Annotated in this window: 21 protein-coding genes; 6 read left to right on the plus strand and 15 right to left on the minus strand. The window is 74.4% G+C overall.

Features of this window, described 5'->3' with window-relative positions; genetic code table 11:
- Positions 1-68: 68 nt before the first annotated feature.
- From ACFVSN_RS33875 to ACFVSN_RS33900, 6 genes are all read right to left on the minus strand, one after another.
- Positions 69-1,718 (minus strand): uroporphyrinogen-III synthase, encoded by a 1,650-nt coding sequence (locus tag ACFVSN_RS33875; RefSeq protein ID WP_380446767.1) that lies wholly within the window; start codon positions 1,716-1,718, stop codon positions 69-71.
- 73 nt (positions 1,719-1,791) lie between these two features.
- On the minus strand, positions 1,792-2,799 hold the full coding sequence (hemC, locus tag ACFVSN_RS33880) for a hydroxymethylbilane synthase (protein ID WP_380496638.1): 1,008 nt from the start codon (positions 2,797-2,799) through the stop codon (positions 1,792-1,794).
- Between the two features lie 41 nt (positions 2,800-2,840).
- Positions 2,841-4,181 (minus strand): glutamyl-tRNA reductase, encoded by a 1,341-nt coding sequence (locus ACFVSN_RS33885; RefSeq protein WP_380446772.1) that lies wholly within the window; start codon positions 4,179-4,181, stop codon positions 2,841-2,843.
- 25 nt (positions 4,182-4,206) lie between these two features.
- Positions 4,207-5,100, minus strand: coding sequence for a redox-sensing transcriptional repressor Rex (locus ACFVSN_RS33890; RefSeq protein ID WP_380496639.1), 894 nt, complete (start codon positions 5,098-5,100; stop codon positions 4,207-4,209).
- A 101-nt stretch (positions 5,101-5,201) separates the two neighbouring features.
- A complete protein-coding gene (locus tag ACFVSN_RS33895) occupies positions 5,202-5,969 on the minus strand; it encodes an exonuclease domain-containing protein (RefSeq protein WP_380446777.1) in 768 nt (255 codons plus the stop codon).
- Positions 5,970-6,143: 174 nt separating this feature from the next.
- Complete coding sequence (locus tag ACFVSN_RS33900; protein WP_363656471.1) at positions 6,144-6,428, minus strand: glutaredoxin family protein; 285 nt, start codon at positions 6,426-6,428, stop codon at positions 6,144-6,146.
- Positions 6,429-6,546: 118 nt separating this feature from the next.
- On the opposite strand from ACFVSN_RS33900, the gene ACFVSN_RS33905 reads away from it, so the two are divergent.
- The 3 genes from ACFVSN_RS33905 (at position 6,547) to ACFVSN_RS33915 (ending at position 10,592) form a co-directional block, all read left to right on the plus strand.
- Positions 6,547-7,566, plus strand: a complete 1,020-nt coding sequence (locus tag ACFVSN_RS33905) for an HAD family hydrolase (RefSeq protein ID WP_380503804.1) — start codon at positions 6,547-6,549, stop codon at positions 7,564-7,566.
- 583 nt (positions 7,567-8,149) lie between these two features.
- Positions 8,150-8,971: an ECF subfamily RNA polymerase sigma factor, BldN family gene (locus ACFVSN_RS33910; RefSeq protein WP_380446809.1), complete on the plus strand. Its 822-nt coding sequence runs from the start codon at positions 8,150-8,152 to the stop codon at positions 8,969-8,971.
- 301 nt (positions 8,972-9,272) lie between these two features.
- Entirely contained in the window at positions 9,273-10,592 is a 1,320-nt protein-coding gene (locus ACFVSN_RS33915; protein WP_380446783.1) for a DUF5667 domain-containing protein, read from the plus strand.
- Between the two features lie 123 nt (positions 10,593-10,715).
- Here ACFVSN_RS33915 and ACFVSN_RS33920 read toward each other — a convergent pair whose 3' ends face one another.
- The 6 genes from ACFVSN_RS33920 to ACFVSN_RS33945 all read right to left on the minus strand — a co-directional run bounded on the left by ACFVSN_RS33920 (position 10,716) and on the right by ACFVSN_RS33945 (position 15,420).
- Positions 10,716-11,729, minus strand: a complete 1,014-nt coding sequence (locus ACFVSN_RS33920) for a lysophospholipid acyltransferase family protein (RefSeq protein ID WP_380503807.1) — start codon at positions 11,727-11,729, stop codon at positions 10,716-10,718.
- A 7-nt stretch (positions 11,730-11,736) separates the two neighbouring features.
- Positions 11,737-12,870: an NAD-dependent epimerase/dehydratase family protein gene (locus ACFVSN_RS33925; RefSeq protein WP_387957367.1), complete on the minus strand. Its 1,134-nt coding sequence runs from the start codon at positions 12,868-12,870 to the stop codon at positions 11,737-11,739.
- A gap of 150 nt (positions 12,871-13,020) precedes the next feature.
- On the minus strand, positions 13,021-13,119 hold the full coding sequence (locus ACFVSN_RS33930) for a 30S ribosomal protein bS22 (protein WP_003948845.1): 99 nt from the start codon (positions 13,117-13,119) through the stop codon (positions 13,021-13,023).
- A gap of 192 nt (positions 13,120-13,311) precedes the next feature.
- On the minus strand, positions 13,312-13,521 hold the full coding sequence (locus ACFVSN_RS33935; RefSeq protein ID WP_148644250.1) for a helix-turn-helix domain-containing protein: 210 nt from the start codon (positions 13,519-13,521) through the stop codon (positions 13,312-13,314).
- A 227-nt stretch (positions 13,522-13,748) separates the two neighbouring features.
- On the minus strand, positions 13,749-14,945 hold the full coding sequence (locus ACFVSN_RS33940; protein WP_387957369.1) for an acetoin utilization protein AcuC: 1,197 nt from the start codon (positions 14,943-14,945) through the stop codon (positions 13,749-13,751).
- A 106-nt stretch (positions 14,946-15,051) separates the two neighbouring features.
- Positions 15,052-15,420: an HGxxPAAW family protein gene (locus tag ACFVSN_RS33945; protein ID WP_380503815.1), complete on the minus strand. Its 369-nt coding sequence runs from the start codon at positions 15,418-15,420 to the stop codon at positions 15,052-15,054.
- A 99-nt stretch (positions 15,421-15,519) separates the two neighbouring features.
- Between ACFVSN_RS33945 and ACFVSN_RS33950 the strand changes: the two genes are divergently transcribed.
- Positions 15,520-15,999, plus strand: a complete 480-nt coding sequence (locus ACFVSN_RS33950; RefSeq protein ID WP_380446795.1) for a MarR family transcriptional regulator — start codon at positions 15,520-15,522, stop codon at positions 15,997-15,999.
- A gap of 36 nt (positions 16,000-16,035) precedes the next feature.
- Here ACFVSN_RS33950 and ACFVSN_RS33955 read toward each other — a convergent pair whose 3' ends face one another.
- The 3 genes from ACFVSN_RS33955 to proC form a co-directional block, all read right to left on the minus strand.
- Positions 16,036-17,244: an MFS transporter gene (locus tag ACFVSN_RS33955; protein ID WP_380496645.1), complete on the minus strand. Its 1,209-nt coding sequence runs from the start codon at positions 17,242-17,244 to the stop codon at positions 16,036-16,038.
- Positions 17,245-17,338: 94 nt separating this feature from the next.
- Positions 17,339-17,992 (minus strand): HAD family hydrolase, encoded by a 654-nt coding sequence (locus ACFVSN_RS33960; RefSeq protein ID WP_380496646.1) that lies wholly within the window; start codon positions 17,990-17,992, stop codon positions 17,339-17,341.
- A 35-nt stretch (positions 17,993-18,027) separates the two neighbouring features.
- A complete protein-coding gene (gene proC, locus ACFVSN_RS33965) occupies positions 18,028-18,855 on the minus strand; it encodes a pyrroline-5-carboxylate reductase (protein ID WP_380446802.1) in 828 nt (275 codons plus the stop codon).
- A 142-nt stretch (positions 18,856-18,997) separates the two neighbouring features.
- Here proC and ACFVSN_RS33970 point away from each other — a divergent pair, with 142 nt between their 5' ends.
- Positions 18,998-19,447, plus strand: coding sequence for a hypothetical protein (locus tag ACFVSN_RS33970; RefSeq protein ID WP_380446804.1), 450 nt, complete (start codon positions 18,998-19,000; stop codon positions 19,445-19,447).
- 121 nt (positions 19,448-19,568) lie between these two features.
- A complete protein-coding gene (locus tag ACFVSN_RS33975; protein WP_387957372.1) occupies positions 19,569-20,942 on the plus strand; it encodes a hypothetical protein in 1,374 nt (457 codons plus the stop codon).
- The last annotated feature ends 1 nt before the right edge of the window (position 20,943 follow it).

A 20,943-nucleotide genomic window follows, 5' to 3' on the forward strand; every position in this document is an offset into this window, starting at 1 on the left:
TTCTCTCTCCGAACGGTGGTGCAGCTCCGGGGGCGACGGGATCGCCGCCCCCGGGTCCCGGACAGGGGTCAGCGGGCCTTGCGGCGCGAGCCCGGGCGGCGCTCGCTGGGCCGGTAGACCGGCTCACCGGCAGCGGTCGCGGTGTCGCGGCGCTTGGCCCCGAAGTCTGCCAGCGCCTGGGCCAGCGCGGCCGCCGACGGGGCCGGGGCCATCACGTCGACCCGCAGGCCGTGCTCCTCGGCGGTCTTCGCGGTGGCCGGGCCGATGCAGGCGATGACGGTGACGTTGTGCGGCTTGCCGGCGATGCCGACCAGGTTGCGCACGGTCGAGGACGAGGTGAAGAGCACCGCGTCGAAGCCGCCGCCCTTGATCGCCTCGCGGGTCTCGGCCGGCGGCGGCGAGGCGCGCACCGTGCGGTACGCCGTCACGTCGTCGACCTCCCAGCCGAGCTCGACCAGGCCGGCCACCAGGGTCTCGGTGGCGATGTCGGCGCGCGGCAGCAGCACCCGGTCGATCGGGTCGAACACCGGGTCGTAGGGCGGCCAGTCCTCCAGCAGGCCGGCCGCGGACTGCTCGCCGGAGGGCACCAGGTCCGGCTTCACGCCGAAGTCCACCAGGGCCTGCGCGGTGGTCTCGCCGACCGCCGCGACCTTGATGCCGGCGAACGCGCGGGCGTCCAGGCCGTACTCCTCGAACTTCTCCCGGACCGCGCGGACGGCGTTCACCGAGGTGAACGCGATCCACTCGTAGCGGCCGGTCACCAGGCCCTTGATGGCCCGTTCCATCTGCTGCGGGGTGCGCGGCGGCTCGACCGCGATGGTCGGCACCTCCTGCGGCACCGCGCCGTACGAGCGCAGCTGCTCGGACAGGCCGTGGGCCTGCTCCTTGGTGCGCGGCACGAGGACGTTCCAGCCGAACAGCGGCTTGGTCTCGAACCACGAGTGCGAGGCGCGGTGGGCGACCTGCTCGCCCACCACGGCTATCACCGAGGTGGCCGGGTCGACCGGGGCCGAGACCGGCGAGGGCAGCACCCGGGCGGCCTTCAGGTCGGCCGCGATGCCGGACAGGGTCGAGGTGAAGGTGCGCTGGCGCGTGGTGGTGCCGGACAGCGTCGCGCTCAGCGCCGCCTCCGGCTTGCGGCCGTTGGAGACCAGTGCGGCGGCGGTCGCGGGCAGCTGGCCCAGCGTCGTGCGGACCACCAGGGTGGTCTCCGGCGCGCCCAGGTCGACCGGGCCGCCGGCCAGCAGCGCTGCGCCGTCGACGAAGCGCACGTCCGCACCGGCGGAGCCGCGCAGCGGGACGCCCGCGTAGGCCGGCACGCCGACCGACTGGGCGACGCCCGGGATCACCTCGAAGGCGATCCCGTCGCCCGCGCAGCTGAGCATCTCCTCGGCGGCGCAGCCGTCCAGGCCCGGGTCGCCGTCGACGGTGCGGACCACGTGCTTGCCGGCCCGCACGGCCTCGGCGACCAGCTTGGCCAGGTCGAGCTCGACGCCCTCGGCGCCGGGGGTGTGCACCTGCACTCCGGCCGGGCAGTGGCTGCGCACGGCGGCGGCGGTCAGCGGATCGGCGACCAGGACGTCGGCCGAGGACAGCACCTCGACCGCGCGCAGGGTCAGCAGCCCCGGGTCCCCGGGGCCCGCGCCCAGGAAGGTGCACCGTCCGGTGGCGGACTGGCCGCCCGGGAACGGGATGTCGGTGGCGGCGGTGGGGCTCATGCGCCCACCTCGCTGCGCTCGGCGGTCTCTTCGCGAAACGCGCAACTCTTCATGATTCGCTCGCTTCGCTCGCTCATCGGGCTCGCTCCCCCATCAGGGCGGCCGCGCCCGCGTCGAGCAGCCGGGCGGCCAGCGCGCGGCCGAGGGCCGTCGCCTGCTGCTCGGCGGTCTCGTCGAGGACGATCGGACCGTTGGCGGACATCTTCAGCAGGGTGGCGCCGTCGGTGGTGCCGACCACGCCCTCCAGCCGCAGTTCGTTCGGCCGGCCCCAGGTGGCCAGCCCGGCCACCGGCGCCGAGCAGCCGGCCTCCAGGGCGGCCAGCAGCGCCCGCTCGGCGGCCACCTCGACCCGCGTGGGGGCGTGGTCGAGGGCGGCGAGCGCGGCGGCGAGGTCAGTGTCGGCGCTGGTGCACTCGATGGCGAGCGCGCCCTGGCCGGGGGCCGGGATCATCAGCTCGGGGTCGAGGTGCTGGGAGATCTCGGCGCTGCGGCCGAGCCGGTTCAGGCCCGCGGTGGCGAGCACCACGGCGTCCAGCTCGCCCTTGGTGACGTAGCCGATCCGGGTGTCCACGTTGCCGCGGATCGCGACGGTCTCCAGGGCGGCGCCGCGGGCGGCGGCCCAGGCGTTCAGCTGGGCCATCCGGCGCGGGGAGCCGGTGCCGATCCGGGCCGGGCGGCCGGCGCCGGCCAGCTTCTCCACCAGCTCGTCCAGGGCCAGGCCCTCGCGGGCGACCAGGGCGTCGCGGACGTCCTCGCGCTCGGGGACGGCGGCCAGCACCAGGCCCTCGGGGGCGGCGGTGGGCAGGTCCTTCAGCGAGTGCACGGCGAAGTCGATCCGGCCCTCCAGCAGCGCGTCGCGCAGCGCGGAGACGAACACGCCGGTGCCGCCGATCTGGGCCAGCGCCTCGCGCGAGGTGTCGCCGTAGGTGGTGATCTCGACCAGCTCGACGGCGCGCCCGGTGAGCCTGGTCACCTCGCGGGCGACCATGCCCGACTGGGCCATGGCGAGCGCGCTGCGCCGGGTGCCGAGCCGCAGGGCGGGGGCGGCCGGAGCCTGCTCCGTGATCGGTTGACCATTCATGAGGTGATCGTCCCGGTGGTACTCGTGGGATGGCTGACGGTTCATCCGGCGCTCCCGCCCGAGGGCTGGGGCCGGCCGCCGACGGGCGTGCCCGACACGGCGTGCACGGCCGCCGGGTCGAGGTCGAACAGTTCGCGCAGGGCGTCCGCGTAGGAGGCGCCGCCGGGCTCGGCGGCGAGTTGCTTGACCCGCACGGTGGGTGCGTGCAGGAGCTTGTCGACGACCCGCCGGACGGTCTGGGTGATCTCGGCGCGCGAGCGCTCGTCCAGGTCGGGCAGCCGGGAGTCCAGCCGGCCGAGTTCGGCGGCGACGACGTCGGAGGCCATCGACCGCAGCGCGACGACGGTCGGCGCGATCCGGGCGGCCCGCTGGGCGGCGCCGAACGCGGTGACCTCGTCCGCGACGATCCGGGTGACGGCGTCCACGTCGCCCGCGCCGGGGCTGGCGGCGTGCGCGTGCGAGAGGCTCTCCAGGTCGACCAGCAGGGCGCCGGGCAGCTCGTGCACCGCGTGGTCGACGTCGCGCGGCATCGCGAGGTCCAGCAGGGCGAGCGGCTGCTCGGCCCGGCGCAGGGCGACCGCGGCGGCGACGTCCTCGGCGCGGATCACCACGCCGGCCGCGCCGGTGCAGGAGATCACCAGGTCGACGTCGGCCAGCGCCTGCGGCACCTTGGCCAGGTCGAGGGTGCGGGCCACGCCCGGGCCGAGGATCTCGACCAGGCGCTCGGCGCGCGCGGGCGTCCGGTTGGCGACCAGCAGGTCGGTGACGCCGGAGCGGACCAGGGTCGCGGCGGCCAGCGAGCTCATCGAGCCGGCGCCGACCACCAGGGCCCGCTTGCCGGCGATCTCGCCCGCGCCGGCCGCGACCTGCTCCAGGCCGAAGGTCACCAGCGACTGGCCGGCCTTGTCGATGCCGGTCTCGCTGTGCGCCCGCTTGCCGACCCGCAGCGCCTGCTGGAACAGCTCGTTCAGGTCGCGCCCGGCGGTGTGCTCCTCCTGGGCCTTGGCGAGCGCGTCGCGCAGCTGGCCGAGGATCTGGCCCTCGCCGACGACCATCGAGTCCAGGCCGCAGGCCACCGAGAAGAGGTGGTGGACGGCGCGGTCCTCGTAGTGGACGTAGAGGTGGGGGGTCAGCTCCTCCAGGTCCACGCCGCTGTGGTGGGCCAGGAGCAGGGACAGCTCGGCGACGCCGGCGTGGAACTTGTCGACGTCCGCGTACAGCTCGATCCGGTTGCAGGTGTTGAGCAGCGCGGCCTCGGCGACGGTCGCGGTGGCCGCGGCGTCGTGCAGCAGCCGGGTCGGCGCGTCACCGGTCAGCGCGGCGCGCTCCAGCACGCCGACCGGGGCCGTCCGGTGGCTCAGTCCTACGACGAGAAGACTCACGCCCGCCCCCCACAGATCTTCGTGTTCATGCGGGCATCACCGCGGACAGATCGCCCTCGCCGCCCTTGGCCGGCTTGCCCTTGGCCTGCTCGGCCTGGTCCTTGGCGGTGGTCTCGGCGCGGCCCTTGCCGTTGCCGCCGGCCGCGCGGCGCAGCTTGGCGGCCGCGGCGCGGACCGGGCCGGGGGCACGGTCCAGCACCGACTCGGTGCGGTCGGGCTCCTCGCCGGCCTTGCGCTGCTCGTGGAAGGCCAGGATCTGCAGCTCGATGGAGAGGTCCACCTTGCGCACGTCCACGCCGTCCGGGACGGTCAGCACGGTCGGGGCGAAGTTGAGGATGCTGGTGACGCCGGCCTCGACCAGGCGGTCGCAGACCTGCTGGGCGGCACCGGGCGGGGTGGTGATGACACCGATCGAGACGTGCTGGCTCTCGACGATCGACTCCAGCTCGTCCATGTGGCGCACCGGCAGCCCGGCCGCCGTGGAACCGACGACGTTCGGGTCGGCGTCCAGCAGGGCGGCGACCCGGAAACCGCGGGAGGCGAAGCCGCCGTAGTTCGCGAGGGCGTGGCCGAGGTTCCCGATGCCGACGATGACGACCGGCCAGTCCTGGGTCAGGCCGAGCTCGCGGGAGATCTGGTAGACGAGGTACTCGACGTCGTAGCCGACACCGCGGGTGCCGTAGGAGCCGAGGTAGGAGAAGTCCTTGCGCAGCTTGGCGGAGTTGACCCCGGCCGCGGCGGCCAGCTCCTCGGAGGAGACGGTCGGCACCGAGCGCTCCGAGAGCGCGGTGAGGGCCCGCAGGTAGAGGGGCAGGCGGGCGACGGTCGCCTCCGGGATGCCCCGGGCACGCGAGGGTCGGCGCGCGGCGCCCTGGTCGGGCGTCTGCGAACTGCTCTGTGGTGATCGGCCGATTGCCACGGTGCTCCTGTGGGTGAAGCTGGGCTTTGGCAGCCAGGCTATGCGTTTGTGAACGTGTGCACAAAGATGGTGTCCGATTTGTCCCCGCACAGTGATGCGCATCACGCCGTCGAACCCATAGCACCGCAGTCCGTCAGGACCACGGCCGGGGCCGGTACCCCGGGCAGCCACGGGCCGTACGGCGCCTCCCGGCGCAGCAGCGGGACGGCCGCCCCGGACGGGCGGGAACGGGCCCGGCCCAGCCGCGGCCACGGCACCAGGGCCGCCTCGCGCAGCGCCCCCGCCAGGTCGTCCGGCGCCAGGTCGTCCGGCGGGCCGCCCGGGACGCCCACGCAGTGGCGCAGCAGCTCGGCGGTCACCCGGGCGTCGCCGAGCGCGGTGTGCGCCGGGTACCAGCCGAGGCCGGCCGCCTCCACGCAGGCCGCCAGGCCGTGGCCGCGGGCCTCCGGCAGGAGCGCGCGGGCCAGCCGCATCGTGCACAGCAGCGGGACGGGCGGCAGCGGCACGCCGATGCGGGCGAACTCACGGTCCAGGAAGGCGTGGTCGCAGCTCACGTGGTGCCCCACCAGCACCCGGCCGGCCAGCAGCTCCAGCAGCCGCGGCGCGATCTCCCGGAAGCGCGGGGCGCCCTCGACGTCCGCCTGGCTTATGCGGTGCACGTGGGTCGGGCCGACCGGGCCCAGCGGGTCGAGCAGGGTCGCGAACTCGCCCTCCGGGCGCAGCTCGCCGTCCAGCAGGACCACCGCGATCTCGACCACCCGGTGCCGCCACGGGCTCCGGCCGGTCGCCTCCACGTCCACCACGGCGAAGCCCTGGGCCCCGGCACCGTCCGGGGCTTCGGAGGGCGCGGGGGTGGGACCGGGAAGCATGGCGGCACTCCTCGTGTGCTCAGCCCCCCACGGGCGCAAACGAGTTCGATCGTAAGCCGACGAACACGCTCCGACATCGCCGGTTCGGAGTGGGTTTGGCAACGATTCGGCGACTCGCCCCCGCCGGTCGGCGGGGGGGACGGCCGGAGCCCGGGAAAAGGCGGCGGAGGGGGGTCAGCCGCCCAGCGCGGCGCGCAGGCGGCGCTCGTCCACCCGCCAGAAGTCGTGCTGGCGGCCGTCGATCAGCGTCACCGGGATCTGCTCCCAGTACAGCCGGTACAGCTCCTCGTCCTGGGTGATGTCCTTCTCCTCGAAGGCCGCGCCCAGCTCCCCCGTCACCCGGACGATCACCTCCCGGGCGTCGTCGCACAGGTGGCACCCGGGCTTGCCGACCAGGGTCACGGTACGGTCCGCCGGGGACGGCTTCGGGCTCTTGTCACGTCGCAGCAGTGGGCTCACCCGGCCATTGTCCGCCCCGCCCGCGGCGGCCCCGCGCCCGGCCGCGCAGCGCTCTGTTCACCGCACGGGCACGCCGCCGTCACGGCCGCTGCGCGCCCGGCTGGCTATGCTCGATGACATGGCCGTGCTCCGAAGGCTCACCCGCGCAAGGCGCCCCACCACCGAGCTGACCGCCCTCGCGGGCGAGGCCGCGGCCGAGGCGGCGGAGGCCGCCCTGCGCGCCGAGCCCGAGCCGGCCGGAGCCCTCGCGGACACCGCCGCCGACACCCCCGGCGCACCCACCACGGCCCCCGGTGCGGCCACCGGCAGGCCCGGGAAGGCCCCCAAGGCACCCGCAGGCAACCACACCCCCGAGCCCGGGGACCCGCACGCCGCCGCCTTCTTCGACTGCGACAACACCATCCTGCGCGGCGCCGCGATCTTCTACCTCGGCGTCGGCCTCTACCGCCACGGCTTCCTCACCCGCCGCGACATCGCCCGCTTCGCCTGGCAGCAGGCCTGGTTCCGGCTGCACGGCGCCGAGGACCCGGACCACATCTCGGACGCCCAGCACACCGCGCTCGGCCTCGTCGCCGGCAAGGCCACCGCCGAGCTGGAGGCACTCTGCGAGGAGGTCTTCGAGGACGTCGTCGCCGACAAGATCTGGCCCGGCACCCGCGCCCTGGTCCAGATGCACCTCGACGCCGGCCAGCGGGTCTGGCTGGTCACCGCCGCCCCGCTGGAGGTGGCCCGGGTGATCGCCCGGCGGCTCGGCATGACCGGAGCGCTCGGCACCGTCGCCGAGGCCCGCGACGGGCTCTACACCGGCCGGCTGGTCGGCGAGCTGCTGCACGGCCCCGCCAAGGCCGCCGCGGTCTCCGCGCTCGCCAGACGCGAGCGGCTCGACCTCGACCGCTGCGCCGCGTACAGCGACTCGGCCAACGACATCCCGATGCTCTCCCTGGTCGGCCACCCGTACGTGGTGAACCCGGACGGCGCGCTGCGCCGGCACGCGCGCGCCCAGGGCTGGCGGGTGCGGGACTTCCGCACCGGGCGGAAGGCGGCCAGGATCGGGTTGCCGGCCGCGGCCGCGCTCGGCGTGCTCGCGGGCGCGACGGCCGCCGGGGTCGCGCTGCACCGGCGGCGCCGCCGCGCGTGATCCCGCGCACGTTCCGCCACTCCCCGACGCGCGCGAGTTGCCGTCGGAGCCGCTCCGAACTCCCTCGCACGGCCTTCCCCTTCACGGGTGACCAGACGTCAACAGGGCCGCTGACCTGGCCCCTCGTACGGGCGAACTCCGGTCCACGGCAGGGCCGTCCGACCCCGCTGCCCGAACCTGATACCCGCTGACCGGTTCTGATCGTTCGCCAGACCGGGAAAGTCGGCGATTACCGAGCCCCAAGGCAGGGAAACCGCCCACCGGACCGCCGAATTGGTCACCCTGAGCGCTCGTTCGGTCACGTTGGGCCGGATGAACGGTGACACGATCGGTCAGTGTCAGCCGAATATGCACGCGAAATGGATCCCAAGCGACCACTTCGACCACACGGTGTAGCTGTCATTGCACAAAGCGTTATTCTCTCCTGGATGCGCGTCACCCGACCGCCCCGTCCGAACGGGCCATGGTGGCGTGCTCTCCGCGCAGGCGGAGGTGATCCGTCCACAGTTCTGCCTCTGGGAGTCCCGTGTACCCACCCGTCCGGAACGACGCGCCTGCACCCTCCCGCCCGTCGTCCGCGCCCCTGCGCCCCCGCACCGGCCTCCGCGGTCGCCCGGTCACCACCCGGCAGATCTCCACCGGCCTCGACCTGCTGCGCAGCCTGCTCCTCAGCCAGCTCGCCGTCTCGCCCCAGCTCGTCCCGGCCGGGGCGGCGCTCGGGCCCCAGCCGGCCCCCGGGCTCGCGCTGCGCACCACCGCGGCCGGCTCGGCCGGCACCGGCTCCCGCGGCCGCACCGGCACCACCGGCGTCGGCCGCAGCCGGACGCGCACCGCGCCCACCCCGGGCTACGAGACCGAGCACAACCCGATCATGGAGCTGGTCGAGCGGGCCCAGGCCGGCGAGAGCGAGGCCTTCGGGCGCCTCTACGACCACTACTCGGACACCGTCTACCGGTACATCTACTACCGGGTCGGCAGCCGGGCCACCGCCGAGGACCTCACCAGCGAGACGTTCCTGCGCGCCCTGCGCCGGATCGGCACCTTCACCTGGCAGGGCCGCGACTTCGGCGCCTGGCTCGTGACGATCGCCCGCAACCTGGTCGCCGACCACTTCAAGTCCAGCCGCTTCCGGCTGGAGGTCACCACCGGCGAGATGCTCGACTCCAACGAGTGCGAGCGCAGCCCGGAGGAGTCGGTCCTGGAGTCGCTCTCCAACGCGGCCCTGCTCGACGCGGTGCGCCGGCTCAACCCGCAGCAGCAGGAGTGCGTCACGCTCCGCTTCCTGCAAGGGCTCTCGGTGGCCGAGACGGCGCGGATCATGGGCAAGAACGAGGGCGCCATCAAGACGCTGCAGTACCGGGCCGTCCGCACCCTGGCCCGCCTGCTCCCGCCCGACGCGCGATGAGGCGCACGGCCGTGCGGGCAGCGGCGGCCGCGTGCGGCGCCGACGGGGAGATACCCCACCGGGCCCGAGCCGTCGGTCCGTCACCACCGGTGGCGGACCGACACGTCCGGGTGAACGGTCGGTCCGATGATCAGTCGTGCGTAACCGACCACCCGCACCGCTCGTTGGCCAATGTGCAAGCCGCCACCACGCGTACGGTCAAGCCGAATTGCGGCCCGTCACCCGATGGAGTGGCTTTGGCCCGCCGGGGCAACCGTCCGGCAGGCCGGGGTGTCGACAACGACGAAGGGAGGTGTGGCCCGTGACGGCAAACGTGCTGGAGCACCGACGGGCGAAGGCCTTCGCCGAGGCGCTGGAGGCCCACCAGGCAGAGCAAGGCGGCACGGCCGACGCCGAATCGGCCAACACCGCTACCACTGGCCAGAGTTCCGCCGCGATGGCCGAACTGGTCGGCCTGGCGGGCGCGTTGGGCACACTGCCCGGCCCGGCACTCGACCCGGAGGTACGGACCGTCCAACGCGCCCAGCTGATGGCCGCGTTCGAGCAGGCCTTCGCCGGCGGACCGGGCGCCGCGGTGCCCCGCCAGCGTCGGCACCGCGCGGTCCGAACGGCCCCGCGCGGCCGCTGGAGCCGCCGCTTCGCGATCGGCGGCCTCGTCGCCGGCCTCGCCGTCGGCAGCCTCGCGGGCGCCGCCGCCGCCAGCACCAGTGCCCTCCCGGGGGACACGCTGTACGGCATGAAGCGCGGCCTCGAAGGACTCCGGCTCGACCTGGCGGGCTCCGACTCCGAGCGCGGCGAACTGCTCCTCGACAACGCCGCGACCCGGCTCAAGGAGGCCAAGAGCCTGGTGGGCCGCACCGACGGGGCGGGCGCACTCAGCCCGGGCACCGTCGACCAGGTCCGCCGCGCACTGGACGACATGCACGCCGATGCCATCAAGGGCCGCGACCTGCTGCGCTCGGTCTACCGGAGCAACGGCTCGCTCGACCCGATGCGGACACTGGCCGGCTTCGCCCACGACGAGGACGGTCGCTGGACCGAGCTGGAGGGGCGACTGCCCTCCCAACTCACGCCGCAGGCCCACCTGGTGAACCAGCTCTTCGACGACATAAGCGAGGACGTCGCGCCCCTGCGCCTGGCCCAGCCCACCGCCCCCGGCGGTGCACCGGCCGACGCGGGAGCGGGCGGCGACACCGCCGGCCCGAACCCCGGTGGCACCGGCCCGGCGCCGTCGGGCGCCACCGGCACCGCACCGGGCGCACCCGCCCAGGGCGGCAGCACCGGCACGGCCGGCGGCAACCGGCCCGGCGGCACCGAGCACCCCTCGGTCGGCGCCGGGACGCTCCTGCCCGGCGGCACCGGCGCCAAGGGCAACGGCCTGACCGGGAGCCTGCCCAGCAGCGCTCCCGACGCCGTCAACGGGCTGGTGGGCAACCTCACCAACGGGCTCACCGGCGCCAAGCAGCAGCCCTCGCCCAGCACCGACGCGGCGCCCGGCGGCCAGTCGCAGCAGCAGCCGACCGCCACGCCCAGCGCCGCCACCGGCGGCCAGCAGCAGGGCGTCGACGTGCCCCCGCTCATCCCGGGGCTGCTGCCCGGGCTGCGGATCCTCGGCGGCTGACGCACCGGGCCGGCACACGACGGTCGAGGGCCCGGCGGGGCGAACCCGCCGGGCCCTCGGCCGTCGTCCTGGCGTCGGAAGAGCCACAGCGCTGCAAGGGGCCACAGTGCCAGGGGAACCGGGCTAGAAGAACACCGAGCGCCGCTGCACCAGCAGCTTGTAGAGCGTGTGCTGGATGGTCTCCCGCACCTCGTCCGCCAGGTCGAAGACCAGCATCGGATCGTCCGCCGCCTCGGCCGGGTACCCGTCGGTGGCGATCGGCTCGCCGAACTGGATCGTCCACTTCGTCGGCAGCGGCACCGCGCCGAGCGGGCCCAGCCACGGGAACGTCGGCGTGATCGGCACGTACGGCAGGCCCAGCAGCCGGGCCAGCGTCTTCAGGTTGCCGATCATCGGGTACGTCTCCTCCGCCCCGACGATCGAGCACGGCACGATCGGCACCCCCGCCCGCAGCGCCGAGGAGACGAACCCGCCGCGCCCGAAGCGCTGGAGCTTGTACCGCTCGGCGAACGGCTTGCCGATGCCCTTGAAGCCCTCCGGCCACACCCCGACGACCTCGCCGCGCTCCAGCAGCGCCTGGGCGTCCTCGTTGCAGGCGAGCGTGTGGCCGGCCTTGCGGGCCAGCTCGTTGACGCCCGGCAGCACGAACACGAGGTCCGCGGCGAGCATCCGCAGGTGGCGGTGGTTCGGGTGGTGGTCGTGGATGGCGACCTGGGTCATCAGGGCGTCCAGCGGGATCGTCCCGGAGTGGTTGGCGACGATCAGCGCGCCGCCCTCGGCCGGGATGTGCTCGACGCCGCGCACCTCGATCCGGAAGTACTTCTCGGCCAGCGGGCGCAGCAGCCCGAGCAGGACCTCCTCGGTGAGCTCCTGGTCGAAGCCGAACTCGTCCACCTCGTAGTCGCCGGTGAGGCGGCGGCGCAGGAAGGCCAGCCGCTCGGCGGCCCGGCCCTCCCAGCCCTTGCCGAACAGCCGGGTCGCGGCCGGGCCGAGCTGCCCGGACAGCGCGCCGCCGACGGCCCCGGCGAGCCGGTCGGCGAGGGCCGGGTGGTCGGGGTCCGGGGAGGTCCAGCTGGGGGCGGACTCGATCGGGATGACCTTGGCCTCGCCCGGCGCGTTCTCTGCTGCGGCACTCATGGCGGGTTCAGCTCCTCGGTCGGGTGGGGCGGTCGGTGCGGTCGCGATCTGCGCGGTCGCGGGCGGAGCGGTCGCGGTCGGCGGGGCCCGCTTCGGGGCCGAGCAGCCCGGTCAGCCGGTCGGTGACGGCGGCGAGCCGTTCGGGCGGCAGGAGGCCGGGGCCCCGGGCAGCGGCGAAGTCGGCGAAGGCCTCCGGGGTGGTGAAGGCCGGGCGGTAGCCGAAGGTCTCCCGCAGCCGGGTGGTGTCCACGACGCGCCCGTGGGTGAGCAGCCGCAGCTGCTCGGCCGAGACGTCCACCAGGCGGGTCTGCCGGGCCAGGCCGGCCATCCAGCTGACCGCGGGTAGCAGCAGCGGGAGGGTGGGCCGGCCGAGCCGGCGGGCGCACTGGGAGAGCAGCAGGACGCCGTCCCCCGCCACGTTGAAGGTGCCGGTGTTGACGGTGCCCGGCGCGGGCTCGCCGGCGGCCCGGCAGAGCACGGCGACGGCGTCGTCCTCGTGCACGAACTGGAGCCGCGGGTCGTAGCCGAGGACGGTCGGCAGCACCGGCAGCGCGAAGTACTCGCTCAGCGGGGTGTCGGCGGCGGGGCCGACGATGTTGGCGAAGCGCAGCACCGTCACCGCGACGTCGGGCCGGCGGCGGGCGAAGCCGCGGACGTAGCCCTCGACCTCGGCGGCGTCCTTGGCGAAGCCCCCGCCGGGCGGGTTCTTCGGCTGGATCCGTTCGGTGAACACGGCCGGGTCGCGCGGGGCCGAGCCGTAGACGCCGGTGGTCGACTTCACCACCAGCCGCCGCACGCCCGGCGCCTTCTGGCAGGCGCCCAGCAGCTGCATGGTGCCGATCACGTTGGACTCCTTCACCGCGGAGCGGTTGGTGGAGCCCAGCCCGGTGGCGGAGACGCTGAGGTGCACGACGGTGTCGACCCCGTGCTCGGCGATCACCCGGGCGACCGCCGGGCGGCGCAGGTCGAGCTGGTGGAAGCGGTAGGGCGCGGCCGGACCGTCCGGGTCCTCGACCGGGCGACCGGGCGGCTGCACGTCGACGCCGACCACCAGGTCGACGTCGGGCCGGCGGCGGACCTCGGCGACGAAGCGGGCCCCGAGCTGCCGGGCCACACCCGTGACGAGCACGACGACGCCCACAGTGCTCCACCCCAATCCTCGACCCGAGCGGCCTGCGTGCACCGTACCGCGCCGCCGCGACGGGCCGTGAAACGACACCGCCCGCCCAGCCCACGAGGGGCCCGGGCGGGCGGTGGTAGCGCGCGGCGCGCAGGGCGCGTCCGGGGGCGCTTACTTCTTGTTGCGACGCTGAACGCGCGTGCGCTTCAGAAGCTTGCGGTGCTTCTTCTTGGCCATACGCTTGCGACGCTTCTTGATGACAGAGCCCACGGAACAACCCTCGCTCACTGAGACTCTCGTCCGTGAGAGACGGAGTCCATACGACTGACGTGAGGGCCTAGCCTACCGTCCGGTTGCCCGGGGCTGTAAATCGCGCCCCCGTCCGCCGGGGAACACGCGGGAAATCCGTGGCAAACGGGTGCGGAGCCCACCGTGGTGAGCCCCGCACCCGCGCGCCCCGTCCTACGCGCTTTCGAGCCGCACGTAGGACTCCTTGAGGTACTCGTGCACCGCCTGCTGGGGCACCCGGAAGGACCGTCCGACCCGGATGGCCGGCAGCTCTCCGCTGTGCACCAGGCGGTACACCGTCATCTTGGACACCCGCATGACCGCGGCAACCTCCGCCACGGTCAGGAAGACGACTTCCTGCAGGGGGCGTTCGCCGGAACTCATGACCATCACCCGACCCTTAACCCGTGTGCAAGGCACCGGCTTCCCCTCCGGTGACTCCACCGGCACACGTGTATCCCCAGAGTAGTTATGGGTGGTACCAGTGGGAAGAGGGAGAAGCGCAGTCCTCGTACGGTGAGAGATAGTCCTGTTGCAGTACGTAGTCACTCGGCGGTTCGTAGCAGTGGGCGTGCGCACCGCCACCGCGCGGGGCGTCCGGGGCGCCGGTTTCAGGCCAGCAGGCCGTGGTGGGGGAAGACGGCGCGACGGCTGGCGAGGATCGCCTGGTCCAGGCGGTCGGCCGGATCGTATCCCGCGTCGAAGTCGCGCCACACCGGGCGGGCGCCGTCGGTCATGCGCAGCGGGGCGGGGCGGCGGGTGAGGCGGTAGACCTCGGCGCGCCACGGTTCGGGGGTCTCGGTGGCCGGGTCGACGGGGTGGCCGGCGGCGGTGGCGACGAGGTGGGTCCAGGTCCGCGGGACGACGTCCACGACGGCGTAGCCGCCCCCGCCGGTGGCGACCCAGCGGCCGCCGGCGTGGCGGTGGGCGAGGTCGTGCAGGTCCTCGGCGATCAGCCGCTGGGCGTCGACGGTGACGGCGAGGTGGGCGAGCGGGTCCTCCAGGTGGGTGTCCGCGCCGTGCTGGGTGACCAGGACGTCCGGGCGGAAGGCGGCGAGGAGTTCAGGCACCAGGGCGTGGAAGGCGCGCAGCCAGCCGGCGTCGCCGGTGCCGGCCGGGAGCGGCAGGTTGGCGGCGCCGCCGGGGGCGTCGGGGCCGCCGGTCTCGGTCGGGAAGCCGGTCTGCGGGAAGAGCGTGGCGGGGTGTTCGTGGAGCGAGATCGTGAGCACCCGGGGGTCGTTCCAGAAGGCCTGCTGGACGCCGTCGCCGTGGTGGACGTCGACGTCGACGTACGCGACGCGCTCGGCGCCGAGTTCGAGCAGGCGGGCGATGGCGAGCGCCGGGTCGTTGTAGATGCAGAAGCCGGAGGCCTTGGCGGGCATGGCGTGGTGCAGTCCGCCGGCGAAGTTGACCGCGTGCGGGGCGTCGCCGCGCCAGACCGCCTCGGCGGCGGCGACGGACTGGCCCGCGATCAGGGCGGAGGCCGAATGGATCGCCGGGAAGGCCCAGTTGTCGTCGGTGCCGAGCCCGTGCCGGACGTCGTGCCGGTCGGGGTTGGCGGCGGCGCGCTTGACGGCCTCGACGTACTCGCGGGTGTGCACCAGCTGGAGCGTCGAATCCCCGGCCGGGGGCGCCGCCTTGACGGTCACGCCGGGCGCGGTGGCCAGTCCGAGGGCCTCGACGAGGCGCATGGTGAGGGCCAGCCGGGTCGGGTCCATCGGGTGGCCGGGGCCGAAGTCGTAGGCGGTGACGGCCTCGTCCCAGAAGAGGTGCAGGCCGCAGGGGAGGTCACGCTCGGCTTCGGGCATGGCCTCCACCGTAGTGGGTGGTGGTCCGCGGGCGGCCGCCGGGCCGGGGCGAGTCCCGGGGGCCGGGGTTCAAACCCGTACGGGAAAGGCGGCTTGAAGCGGAAGGTCAGGAGCGGTCGCCGGCCGGGGCCGCGGCGGTGGCGGCGGTGCGTGCGGGGAGCGTCGCGCGGGCGGGCCGGCGGCCGGCGAGGCGGCAGCCGAGGCAGTCGGGGTGGCCCTGCCGGCCGGCCGGGTCGGGGGTGCGCCAGTGCCGCTGCCCGGGCGGACGCGGGCCGGTGGGCTTGCCCCGGCCGGCGACGTGGAGCAGCCAGGCGGCCACCGCCCCGAGGGCGACGACCAGGCCGCCGGCCCAGAGGCCGGGGACCGAGCCGGCCACGAGGGCCACGCCCGCGACCGCGGAGCCGAGGATCACGACGACGGAGCCGGTCCAGCCCGCGACGGTGTGTCCCATGTCGTGTTCGCCGTGTGCGCCCATGTCTCCTCTTTTGGTGTGATGGACGGGTTCGCCGGGGCTCGACCCCGACAGACGTTTTATCTCACGAGATAAGTTACTTAGATGCTAAGGAGATCCCGGGTGAAGGGCAAGCCGCGCCCCCAGGCGTCGCCCGAGCAGGCGCTCTACGCGATGGACCGGATGATCGCGCTCGCGCAGTTCGGGCAGCAGGACATCGCCGCGCGGCTCGGGCTCAACGTGACCGACCTGACCTGCCTCGGCTTCGTCATCGAGGCCGCTCTGGCCGGCGAGGCACTCGCCGCCGGCGACCTGGCCGAACGCGCCCAGCTGACCACCGGCGCCGTCACCGGCGTGCTCAACCGGCTGGAGAAGGCCGGGTACGCGCACCGGGAGGCCGACCCGGCCGACCGCCGCCGGGTGCGGGTGGTGATGGCCGACGACGCGCAGGCGCGCATCCTCCAGGTCTACGGGCCGTTCTACGAGCGCGTCGGCGCCCTGTTCGCCGACTACACGCCGGACGAGGTCGCCGTCCTGACCGACTGGTTCACCCGCGCCCGCGCGATCCTGCGGGAGTCCCTGGACGAGATCCGCGCCGAGTGAGACGCGGGGCGGGGGCCCGGGGCCTGAAGACAGGCCCTACGCCTCGGCGGGCGCCAGGGCGGCGGGCGCCGGGGCGAAGCGGTCGGCCAGCGGGAGGACGGCGAGCACCAGCACCATCGGGGCGAGCAGCGCCCAGCGGTACGAGCTGCCGTCCGCGATCGCGCCGACCAGCGGCGAGCCGATCAGGAAACCCACGTAGTTGAAGAGGTTGAGCCGGGCCACCGCGGCGTCCGAGTCGGCCGGGAACAGCCGCCCGCCGGCCGCGAACACCTGCGGGATGATCGCGCAGATGCCGAAGCCGAGCAGCGTGAACCCGGCGATGCCCGCCCACGCCGCGGGCGCCGCGGCGGCGGCCGCGAAGCCGAGCGCCGCCAGCGCCGCGCCGCCGCGGACCACCGGGACGGCGCCCCAGCGCTGCACCGCGCGGTCGCCGAGGGCGCGGCCGAGCAGCATCGCCACCATGTAGCCCAGGTAGGACAGCTTGGCGACGTCCTCGGGGCTGCCCAGCCCGTCGGTCAGGTACTTGACGCTGTAGTTGGAGACCGAGGCGTCCGCGATGTACGCGAAGGCCATCGCCAGGCACAGCGGCAGCAGCGGCCGCCACGGGATCGAGCGGGCGGCGGCCTCCGCTGCCTCCCGGACGGCGTCGCCGAGTTCGGCGGGCCCGGCGAAGCGGGTGCCGACCAGGACGGCGAGCGGGGCGATCACCGCGGCCGCGGTGCCGAACAGCAGCGGCAGCCCGAGGTCGTAGTGCGAGCCGAGGCCGGCGACGGCCGCGCCGAGGATGCCGCCGAGGCTGAACGCGGCGTGGAAGCCGATCATGATCGAGCGGCCGTAGCGGTGCTGGAGCCCCACCCCGAGCATGTTCATACTGGCGTCCAACGCTCCCACCAGCAGCCCGAACGCCCCCAGCGCGATGGCGAGTTGCCACAGCTCGTCGCCGAGCCCGACGCCCGCGAGGCTGAGGCAGACGCCCGGCTGGACGACCCGCAGGACGGCCCGCGCGCCGGTGCGCTTCACCAGCTGTTCGGAGGTGATCGAGCCGACGCCCGCGAGGATCGGCACGGCGGCCAGGAACACCGGCAGCAGCCCGTCGCTCAGCCCGTACCGGTGCTGGATCTCCGGGATGCAGGTGACCAGCAGCGCGAACGTCGTGCCCTGGAGCAGGAAGCTCAGGGCCAGGGCGGCGCGGCCGGCCCGCAGGCGGGACGGGACCCCGGCACTCGACGGGAACGCAGGACTCATGCGGGAACCTCGCTACCGGCCGGTACGACGATGTTGGCGAGAGCGTAGGTGCCCGGGAGGACTTTGGGGAGAGGGTGCGCAGCGCTTTCCGCGCTCAGCCCAGCAGCGCGGGCACCTCGGCGAGGTCGGCGATCAGCCCGGTGGCCCCGGCGGCCGTCAGCTTGGCCGGATCGGTGAGCGCGGTGTAGCCGTACACGTCCATGCCGGCGGCGCGGGCGGCCAGCACGCCGTTGGGGCTGTCCTCCAGCACCAGGCAGCGCGAGGGGTCGACACCGAGGGTGCGGGCGGCGTGCAGGAACAGGTCGGGCGCGGGCTTGCCGACGCCGACGTCCTGCGCGCTGAAGATCCGCTCCTCGGCGAAGTGCCCGCGCAGGCCGGTGACGTCGAGCGCGGTGCGGATCCACGCGTGGTGCGCGGAGGAGGCCAGGCAGTACGGGACGGCACGCCGCTGGAGCTCCTTCAGCAGCGCCTCCGCGCCCCGGACGGCGGTGAGTTCGGCGCCGAACGCGTCGAAGACCCGGCCGTGGAAGAGCTCGTCGAAGCCCTCGGGCAGCGTCGCGCCGTCGTACCGCTCGGCGATCACGTCGTGGATGCGGTGGGCGGCACAGCCCATGAAGTCCCGGTAGCTGTCCTCGATCGTCGTCGGGTGGCCGAGTTCGGTCAGGTACTCGGCCAGCACCCGGTTGGAGAGCGGTTCGCTGTCCACCAGGACGCCGTCGTTGTCGAAGATCACCAGGTCGTAGGCCATGCCGCCGAGCCTAACCGGACGGACGTTCGAGGCGGTTACTTCCCCCCGGAGGCCAGCTCGCGCGAGCGGTCCCGGGCCGCCTCCAGGGCGCCCAGCAGCGCGGCCCGCACCCCGTGGTTCTCCAGCTCGCGGATGGCCGCGATGGTGGTGCCGGCCGGGGACGTGACGGCCTCGCGCAGCTTCACCGGGTGCTCGCCGGAATCGCGCAGCATCACCGAGGCGCCGATCGCGGACTGGACGATCAGGTCGTGCGCCACCTGCCGGGGCAGGCCGAGCAGGATGCCGGCGTCCGTCATCGCCTCGACGAGGAAGTAGAAGTAGGCCGGGCCGGAGCCGGAGAGCGCGGTGGCCGCGTCCTGCTGGCTCTCGGGCAGGCGCAGCGCCTTGCCGACCGAGCTGAAGATCTCCTCGGCGCGCACCAGGTGCTCCTCGGTGGCGTGCGAGCCGCCCGAGATGACGCTCATCCCCTCGTCCACCAGGACGGGCGTGTTGGGCATCACCCGGACCACCGGGGTGCCGGCCGCCAGCCGCTCCTCGAACCACGCGGTGGGCACGCCGGCCGCGGCCGAGATGACCAGCCGGTCCGGGCTGACGTGCGGCGCGAGCTCCTCCAGCAGGGTGCCCATGTCCTGCGGCTTGACGGCGAGGATCAGGGTGTCGGCGAGCTTGGCGGCCTCGGCGTTGGAGACGGCCACGACGCCGTGGCGGTCGGCCAGTTCGGCGGCGCGCTCGGGGCGGCGGGCGGTCACCAGGACGTCCGCCGGATCCTTGCCGGCCCGCAGCAGACCGGAGAGCAGGGCCTCCCCGATCTTGCCGGTGCCCAGGAAGGCGATCTTCTGTCCGTGCGCTGCGCTGCCGCCCATGGCCGCTCCTAACCTCGGTACTGCTGCCATCCTCGCACCGCGCGGCAGCCCCCGGCGGGACCGTCCGGCCTGTGGTCCCTTACGGAGAAACTCGGGGGTTTCCCCTATGGCCCCGGGGCGTCCGCAGGAGCACCGTGGGGGTATGGCACACGACGAGATGTCCCGACGTGAGAACCGGCAACTCGCCGTCGCCTCGGCGACGATGGGTCCGTGGCGGACGGCCGCGGGGGTCGGTGCGGTGGTGGGGGCGACGGCCCTGGGGATCGACGCGATCACCGGGCACTGGTCGCTGAGCATCCTGGCCGGACCGGCCGGCTGGGGTCTGTTCTTCTTCTTCCTCGTCGGCACGCTGGGCGGCCAGTTGCGGCGCGACACCGGCGACCGGCGGCTGCGGCGGTGGGCCGACGCGCACCCGTGGCAGGCGGCGCTCCCGGCGGCCGGCGGACTGCTGCTCCTGAACACGCTGGCGCAGCTGTTCCTCGGCGACGCGGGCGTGTTCGCCGCGTTCTTCGAGTCGCTCATCCCGGCCGGGATCCTGCTGGCGATCGCCGGTGTGGTGGGGTCGGTGAAGCAGGCCCGCAGCAAGGGCTGAGGCTCCCCCGCACTGCTCCGACCTGGGCAAACGGGGCAAACCTCGGCACTCCGTGCACGAGTTCAGCACAAGGTGTGCCCCCGATCGACCGGTCGTCACACCCCGTCGGCATACTGGCGCGATGCCGATCGCCGAAGATCCAGAACCGCGCCCCTCGGAGGGCGGTGAGCCGGGCGGGTCCGACCTGTCCGGAGCGGGCGGGAAGGACCCGTTCGCGGACCTCGTCCTCGACGACGAGTTCGTCAAGGGTGCCGCCGTCACGGAACAGTCCGGCCGCACCCGGATGCTTGCCGCCCAGTGGAAGCACACCCCGCCGGTCGACCCGGGCGGCCGCCGGTCGGTCGACGACGGCCCGGCGGCGCCGAAGCGCCGGTTCGGCCGCAAGCCGAAGCTCCAGGCCGTCGACCCCTGGGGCAACCCGCGCCCGCCCAAGCGCCGGGTCCTGGAGTGGCGCACGCCGCTCTTCGCCGTCCTGGCCATCGCGGTGCTGGTGGCGGCGCTCAACATCGAGGGGCTGCGGAACTGGTACCAGGGCGGTTCCGCCGGCTCCTCGGCGTCCCACACCCCGGTGCCCACCGTCGCCCCGGAGACGGCCAAGCCGACGACGGCGCCGCCGAAGGTCGACGCCGACCAGCCGACGGTCGACCACCCGTGGGCCGGCTCCCCCGCCGAGGGCTGGCCGAACGGCGCGGACGCCTTCGTGCTCCCCGATGCCAAGGCCACCGGCGTCTTCTCCGCCGACCAGGTCGCCGCCCAGCTCCAGCTGGTCAAGGACTACCTGACCGCCGCCAACCTGGACCCGCAGGTCATCGCGGGCGGCCGCCCGGAGGCCGCACTGGCGCTGCTGGACCGGGCCGAGCGCGACCAGGCGGCCGCCGCCCTGGCGACCCCGTCCAAGGAGAACGACCCCACCAACTGGTTCAGCCGCTTCGACCCGCGCGAGGCCGTCCAGGTCGGCGGCGTGGTCAAGGTCCAGGGCCGGATCGGCTTCGAGGGCGACGGCGACAAGGGCGTCCTGGTGCACGCCGACTTCAGCTACGTGTACGCGGTGCGTCCGGGCCCGGACGCCGCCAAGCGGGCCGCGTCGCCCGCGCCGTCGGCGAGCGGCGGCCCGAAGCCGACGAAGCCGGCCGCGCCCGGGACCCAGGACCCGGCGGCCAGGCCGGTGGGCCTGGTGCTGCCCGCGGCCGACGTGGCCGGGGACACCTGGACCACCCGGACGGTCGTGCGGCGGGTCGAGAACTTCCGCTTCTACGACCCGGCCCGCTACCAGGTCAACCCGAAGAAGATCGCGTTCGGCGAGGGCGGCGGCTCGGACTCGGCCAACTCGGCCTGCGACGTCTACGACGGCTTCTACCACCCGCAGTTCGCCCAGTTCGACCCGGTTCAGCAGGACACCCCGGGCTCCCGGCCGACCGGCCCCGCGACCGACCCGTACGACCGCAGCAAGGACCTCGTCCCGAGCGACCAGTGCGGCACGGTCAGCCGCAACTGAC

Source organism: Kitasatospora sp. NPDC057904 (assembly GCF_042887925.1).
In the GTDB taxonomy this organism is placed as follows: domain Bacteria; phylum Actinomycetota; class Actinomycetes; order Streptomycetales; family Streptomycetaceae; genus Kitasatospora.